The following is a 6685-nucleotide window of genomic DNA, read 5'->3' on the forward strand; positions in this document are numbered from 1 at the left end:
CCTCGTCTACAAGGCCGTGACCGAGATCCACCACAAGCTCGAGGGCGCCGAGGAGGAGCACGGTGCCGGGGGTCGCAAGGCCGTGACGTTCGGCTCGGTGATCGCGCAGATCCTCGTGCTCGACCTCGTGTTCTCGCTGGATTCCGTCATCACGGCGGTCGGCATGACCGAGAACCTCGTCGTGATCATCACGGTCGTCGTGCTGTCGTTCGGCATCATGCTCTTCGCGTCGCGCTTCATCTTCGCGTTCGTGAACAAGCACCCCACGGTGAAGATGCTGGCGCTGTCGTTCCTTCTGCTGATCGGTGTGTTCCTCATCGCCGAGGGCTTCGGGTTCCACGTCGACAAGGCGTTCATCTACGGTCCGATGGCGTTCGCGATCTTCGTCGAGGCCCTGAACCTGTGGGCGGCCGCCTCGAAGGCCAAGCGCGAGCAGCGCCTCCGCAACCCCGTCCAGCTGCGCCCGCAGTACCCGGACGTGGACGAGTCGGCCGCCGTCGCAGCCGCGCTCTCGAACGACCCGCACTCGGGTGCGGTCGGGCTGTCGTCGCGCCCCGTCGACGGGGATGCCGCGCCCTCGGCCGAGGGTGAGCGCCGGGGTCTGGGCTGACGCATCGGTCCGGCCGGATGCCGCGGCAACGCGGCGTCCGTTTCCCGCCGGACCGGGCGCGGGGGCGCGTTCCAGACTGGAGCCGAACCTTCGAAAGGCGGCTCCCATGGGCACTCTGACCCCGCTCGACCCCCACGTCGCGATCTCGCCCGCGATCCTCTACTTCGGAACCCCGGTGTCGCTGCTGTCGACGGTCGACGAGGACGGGCACCCCAACCTCGCCCCCAACTCCTCGGTGTGGTTCCTCGGTCAGACCGCGGTCCTGGGCGTCGCGGCGCGCAGCCAGACCGGCCGCAACCTGAGGGCGACCCGCGAGGTCGTCATCAACCTGCCCTCGGCCGCCGAGGTCGACATCGTCGACCGGCTCGCGCTCACGACGGGACGCTCGCCCGTGTCGCCGCGCAAGGCCGCCGCCGGCTACCGCCACGTCGCCGACAAGTTCGCCGAGGCCGGTGTGCGGCCGGTCGCCTCCGAGACGGTGGCGCCGCCGCGGGTGGCCGAGCTGCCCGTGCACCTGGAGGGTCGCGTCACCGCGATGCACCCGCTGGGCGACGCGCCCACCCTCGATGACGCGAGCGTCCTCGTGGTCGAGGTCGGCGTCACTCGCGTGCACGTGCGCGAGACGCTGCGGCTGCCCGGCCACGCGAACCGCATCGATCCGCTGCGCTGGCGCCCGCTCCTGCTGAGCTTTCAGCGCTTCTTCGGCCTCGGCGACGAAGCGCACCCGTCCCGGCTGTCGACGATCGACGAGGAGTGGTACCGGGGGTGACGAGAGGACGTCAGGCGTTCTCGGCGCTGCGCCGCGCTCGCCGCGCCTCCAGCCGGAGGCCGATGCGCCGCCCGATCTTCAGCTGCACGTACAGGGTCGCGATGCCGGCGACGAAGAGCCCCGCGAGATTGACGACGAGCTGCGTGAGCGCGCTCAGCGCCTCGTCCCATGCCCCGACGGCGAGGGTGAGCCCGATCGTGCCGACGGCCGGAACGGTCGTGATCGAGATGAAGACGCCGACGAGCGCCGACGACTTCGACGTCGTGAGCGACAGAACACCCGCGATGCCGGCGAGCAGGGCGATCACGAAGGACCACACGTCGGGCGCGATGATGAACTCGGTCAAGGGACCCGTCGTCGCCTGCTCGAACGTGATGAGCCCGAACGCGTAGACGACCGCCCACACCGCCCACGCGATGGCCGCGCACAGGGCGAAGCCGCCGAAGAGCGTGACCGACGCCATCCCCGCGATGCCGCGCCTGCGACGCACCACGGCGTAGCAGATGGCGGCCAGCGGGGCGAACTCCGGGCCGACGACCATGGCCCCGATGATGAGGATAGGCTGGTCGAGGATCCGGCCGATCCCGGCGATGAGCGTCGCCAGCAGCAGAAATGCGAAGAAGCTCCACGAGGGCCGTGCGTCCTCGCGCGAGCGGTCGGCGAGCTGCGCCCACAGCACGCCGTCGGCGGGATGACCCGGAGCCGCGCGCTCGGCAGCGGCCGCGGCATCCGACACCACCGCGATCGGCTCGCTCACCACGATGGAGCCGTGCGCGGGCACTCCCGCGTGGCGCAGCATGCGCATGATGTTGTTGGCGTTCTCGCGGGCGAGCTCGAAGTGGATGAGGTCGCCCTGCCCGTCGGCGGTCGCCGTGGGCACGTAGACGATGTCGCTGACGGTGGGTTCGTCCTTGAGACGCTCGCACAGCTCTTTCGCGAGCTCGTGCGGGGCGGTGACCCGGACGGTGAGCATGCTCAGCCGATCCCGGCCGCGGGCGCGTCGGCCATGAGCCGGTAGCCCATGCCCGACTCCGTCAGCAGGTGCGCCGGGCGTCCGGGATCGGCCTCGAGCTTCTTGCGCAGCTGCGACATGTACAGGCGCAGGTAGCCCGTGTCGGCGACCTGCTCGGTGCCCCAGATGTCTTTCAGCAGCGCCTGGCGGGTGACCAGCGACCCCGGGTTGCGCGCGAGGAACTCGAGGATGCGCCATTCGGTCGGTGTGAGGTGCACGCGCTCGCCGCCTCGCGTCACGGTCTTCGTCGACAGGTCGATGACCACGTCGCCGAACGTCACGACGGGGACGCCGGATGCCGTACCCGCTCGCCGCGACAGCGCCCGCAGCCGCGCGAGCAGCTCGTCGATCTGGAACGGCTTGGTGACGTAGTCGTCGGCTCCGGCATCCAGCGCCTCCACCTTGTCGGCGGAGCCGGTGCGCCCCGAGACGACGATCACGGGCGCGGTCGTCCAGCCGCGCAGCGCCTCGATGACCTGGACGCCGTCGAGGCGCGGCATGCCCAGGTCGACCATGACGATGTCGGGGTGCTCCTTCGCGGCCAGCGCGACCGCGGCGGCGCCGTCGGGCGCGGCGACGACGTCGTACCCGTGGGCGGCGAGGGTGATCCGCAGGGCGCGGACGAGCTGGGGATCGTCGTCGGCGATGAGGACCTTCACAGGACCCTCCCGCCGCCGGCAGTCGCATCGTCGACGGGCAGGGCGATGACCATCGTCAGGCCTCCTCCAGGCGTGTCTTCGGGGGCGAGCGTACCGCCCATGCCCTCGGTGAACCCCTTCGACAGGGCCAGTCCGAGGCCGAGGCCGGCGGTGTTGTCGGTGTCGCCGAGCCTCTGGAACGGGGTGAACATGTCGTCGCGGCGGTGCTGCGGCACGCCGGCGCCGTGGTCGATGACGCGGATCTCGGCCGTGCGGCCGAGCCGGCTGGTCGACACGCGGACCCGGGCGTCGGGCGGGGAGTGCCGCGCCGCATTGGCCAGCACGTTGACCAGCACCCGCTGCAGCAGCACCGGGTCGGCCCGAACGAGCGGCAGCTCGGCGTCGAGCGCCAGCTCGAAGCGCTCGGGGCCCGCGCCGAGCTCGTCGAGCGCCGCCAGCACCATGCCTGCGCTGTCGACCGGCTGCAGCGACACCGCGAGGACGCCTGCCTGCACGCGGCTGACGTCGAGCAGGTCGGTGACCAGCGCCGAGAGCGTGGCGAGCGACTCGTCGGCCGTCGCGAGCAGTTCGGCGCGGTCGTCGGGCGACAGCTGCGGTCCCGCGGCGCGGAGCCCGCCGACGGCGGCGACGGCGGCCGCGAGCGGTCGGCGCAGATCGTGGCTCACGGCCGAGAGCAGGGCGCTGCGCACCTGATCGGTCTCGGCGAGCACGCCCGCCTCGCGCGCGGTCTCGGTGAGGTCGGTGTGCTCCAGCGCCGCCGACAGCTGCGCCGCGACGGCGTCGACGAGCCGCCGTTCCGAGGCGTCGAGGCCGTGGCCGTGCAGCTCGAGCATGGCGGGCGGCCCGCCGTTGCGGCGTGCGACGGTGACGGCGTCGAAGCGTCCGTCCCGCACGGGTTCGCCGTCGGTCGCGATCACGGCTCCGTCGGGGCCGATCAGGCGCACCCCGGCAAGGCCCAGGGACTCCCGGGTGCGGCTGATGAGCGCGGGCACGGCGGACTCGCCGCGCAGCACGCTGCCGGCCACGTTCGCGAGCAGCTCCGCCTCGGCCTCGGAGCGCCGCGCGGCGCGCGCGGCCCGCGCGGCACGGTCCACGACGAAGCTCACGAGCACGGCGATGACCACGTAGAGGATCAGCGCCCAGACGTTCCTCGGATCGGCGACGGTGACCGTGTACAGCGGTGGGGTGAAGAAGTAGTTGAGCGTCAGCCCCGACATCACGGCGGCGAAGACCGCGGGCCAGATGCCGCCGACCAGGGCGACGAGCACCACGAGCAGCTGGTAGGCGAGCACATCGCTCGTGATCGTCTCATCGGTGCGGATCGTGACGAGCAGCCACGTCAGCAGCGGTCCGCCGACGAGGGCCAGCGCGAACCCCAGCAGTCGGCGCTTGACGCTGAGCGCGCCGCCCGACAGCCGGGGGAGCGTGAACCGGTCCCCTGCCGCCGAGTGCGTGACGATGTGCACGTCGATGTCGCCGGACTCGCGGATGACGGTGGCGCCGATTCCCGGCCCGGTGAGGGCGGCCGAGAGCCGGCCTCGACGGCTGACGCCGATGACCAGCTGGGTCGCGTTGGCGGACCGCGCGAACTCCACCAGCGCCCGCGGCACGTCGTCGCCCACCACCTGGTGGTACGTGCCGCCCAAGGACTCCACGAGAGCCCGCTGTGCGGCCAGCGCGCCGGGGTTGCCCGAGCGCAGCCCGTCCTGGCTCGACACGTGCACGGCCAGCAGCTCGCCGCCCGCCGACCGCGCGGCGATGCGGGCGCCGCGGCGCACCAGCGTCTCGCCCTCGGAACCGCCGGTGAGGGCGACCACGACCCGTTCGCGCGCCTGCCACGTGCCCTCGATGCCGTGCTCGGCCCGGTACGACTTCAGGGCGCTGTCGACCTCGTCGGCCAGCCACAGCAGCGCGAGCTCGCGCAGCGCCGGCAGGTTGCCGAGGCGGACGTAGTTCGACAGTGCCGCGTCGATCCGCTCGGCGGGGTAGACCAGCCCGGCCGACAGCCGGTCGCGCAGCGACTGCGGCGACAGATCGACGACCTCGACCTGGTCGGCGGCCCGGACGACGGCATCCGGGACCGTCTCGCGCTGCGGGACCCCCGTGATCTTCTCGACCACCCCGCCGAGGGACTCGATGTGCTGCACGTTGACCGTCGTGATGACGTCGATGCCGGCATCCAGCAGCGTCTCGACGTCCTCCCAGCGCTTGGTGTGGAGCAGGCCGGGCGCGTTGGTGTGGGCGAGTTCGTCGACGAGGGCGATCTCGGGGGACCGCTCCAGCACCGCCTCGAGGTCCATGTCCGTCAGCTCGACACCGCGGTGGCTCACCGTGGTGCGCGGCACGACGGTGAGCCCCTCGGTCAGGGCGGCGGTCGCGGCGCGGCCGTGGGTCTCGACGACCGCGATGACGACATCGCGGCCGTCCTCGGCCAGACGTCGGCCCTCTTCGAGCATCTCGTACGTCTTGCCGACGCCCGGCGCGGCGCCCAGCAGCACTCGCAGCCTGCCGCGCTTCATGTGGTCACCTTATGACGTGTCGCGGCCGCCCCGTGACGTGTCGCGGCCCCCGCCCCTCGGGAGGGAGTGGATGCCGCCACCCTGGCTCGGATCATGAGCCCAGGGCGTCGAGCGCGAGGTTGAGCTCCAGCACGTTCACGCGCGGCTCGCCGAGGAAGCCGAGGTCGCGCTGCTGGATGTGCGCCTCGACGACCTCGCGCACCGCGGCCTCGTCGAGGCCTCGCGCCTCGGCGACCCGCGGCACCTGCAGCAGCGCGTATGCGGGGCTGATGTGGGGGTCGAGGCCCGAGCCCGACGCCGTGACCGCGTCGGCCGGCACCTGCGACGGATCCACGCCCTCACGCTCGGCGATCGCGGTGCGGCGCTGCTCGATCGCCGAGACGAGGTCGGGGTTCTCGGGGCCGAGGTTGGATCCGCTCGAGGCGCCGGCGTCGTAGCCGTCGCCGGCGGCGGACGGACGCGGCTGGAAGTACTGCGGCAGCGCGTTGCCGTCGGCGTCGGCGAACGACTGGCCGATGAGCGCCGAGCCCACGGTGTCGCCGTCGGCGTTCTGCACGGCCGAGCCGTTCGCCTGCCACGGGAGGGCGAGCTGCCCGATGCCGGTGACCAGCAGCGTGTAGCCGACGCCCAGCACGAGGGTGAACACGAGCATCGCGCGAAGGGCGACGCCCGTGGTGCGCAAGGTGGTGCGGGTGGGAGTGGACATTGAGGTCTCCTTGGCGTCGCTCAGAAGCCGGGGATGAGGCTCACGACGAGGTCGATGAGCTTGATGCCGATGAAGGGGGCGATCACGCCGCCCAGCCCGTACACGAGCAGGTTGCGGCTGAGGATCTGCGACGCGCTCGCCGGGCGGTACTTCACGCCGCGCAGCGACAGCGGGATGAGCACGACGATGATGATCGCGTTGAAGATGATGGCGCTCGTGACGGCGGAAGCCGGCGAGCTGAGCTGCATGACGTTGAGCGCCGCGAGGCCGGGGAAGACCCCCATGAACATCGCGGGGATGATCGCGAAGTACTTGGCGACGTCGTTCGCGAGCGAGAACGTCGTGAGCGCGCCGCGCGTGATGAGCAGCTGCTTGCCGATGCGCACGATGTCGATGAGCTTCGTCGGGTC

General features: G+C 72.0%; 6 protein-coding genes and 1 pseudogene. 2 read left to right on the forward strand and 5 right to left on the reverse strand.

The window, feature by feature from the left end:
- Nucleotides 1–610 (forward strand): TerC family protein (locus ACTHNQ_RS05830; protein ID WP_440331930.1); only part of this gene is annotated, 610 nt, incomplete at its 5' end.
- A 106-nt stretch (nucleotides 611–716) separates the two neighbouring features.
- Nucleotides 717–1379, forward strand: a complete 663-nt coding sequence (locus tag ACTHNQ_RS05835) for a flavin reductase family protein (RefSeq protein ID WP_440331932.1) — start codon at nucleotides 717–719, stop codon at nucleotides 1377–1379.
- A 10-nt stretch (nucleotides 1380–1389) separates the two neighbouring features.
- Here the strand turns inward: ACTHNQ_RS05835 and ACTHNQ_RS05840 are convergent, their stop codons facing one another.
- From ACTHNQ_RS05840 to ACTHNQ_RS05860, 5 genes and pseudogenes are all read right to left on the reverse strand, one after another.
- Entirely contained in the window at nucleotides 1390–2352 is a 963-nt protein-coding gene (locus tag ACTHNQ_RS05840) for a DUF389 domain-containing protein (RefSeq protein WP_440331934.1), read from the reverse strand.
- Nucleotides 2353–2354: 2 nt separating this feature from the next.
- Entirely contained in the window at nucleotides 2355–3050 is a 696-nt protein-coding gene (locus ACTHNQ_RS05845; RefSeq protein WP_018173804.1) for a response regulator, read from the reverse strand.
- Nucleotides 3047–5569 (reverse strand): DUF4118 domain-containing protein, encoded by a 2523-nt coding sequence (locus ACTHNQ_RS05850; protein WP_440331936.1) that lies wholly within the window; start codon nucleotides 5567–5569, stop codon nucleotides 3047–3049. Before ACTHNQ_RS05850 ends, ACTHNQ_RS05845 begins: the two co-directional genes overlap by 4 nt.
- Before the next feature lie 91 nt (nucleotides 5570–5660).
- Nucleotides 5661–6275, reverse strand: coding sequence for a potassium-transporting ATPase subunit KdpC (gene kdpC, locus ACTHNQ_RS05855; protein WP_440331938.1), 615 nt, complete (start codon nucleotides 6273–6275; stop codon nucleotides 5661–5663).
- A gap of 20 nt (nucleotides 6276–6295) precedes the next feature.
- Nucleotides 6296–6685 (reverse strand): annotated as a pseudogene (locus tag ACTHNQ_RS05860) (potassium-transporting ATPase subunit B); the annotation flags it as partial.

The organism is Microbacterium sp. (assembly GCF_051953575.1).
In the GTDB taxonomy this organism is placed as follows: Bacteria; Actinomycetota; Actinomycetes; order Actinomycetales; family Microbacteriaceae; genus Microbacterium.

Excerpts from the sequence above, each read along its gene's own strand:
- ACTHNQ_RS05850 (WP_440331936.1), bottom strand. The coding sequence starts at position 5,569 with ATGAAGCGCGGCAGGCTGCGAGTGCTGCTGGGCGCCGCGCCGGGCGTC.
- ACTHNQ_RS05835 (WP_440331932.1), top strand. The coding sequence starts at position 717 with ATGGGCACTCTGACCCCGCTCGACCCCCACGTCGCGATCTCGCCCGCG.
- kdpC (WP_440331938.1), bottom strand. The coding sequence starts at position 6,275 with ATGTCCACTCCCACCCGCACCACCTTGCGCACCACGGGCGTCGCCCTT.
- ACTHNQ_RS05840 (WP_440331934.1), bottom strand. The coding sequence starts at position 2,352 with ATGCTCACCGTCCGGGTCACCGCCCCGCACGAGCTCGCGAAAGAGCTG.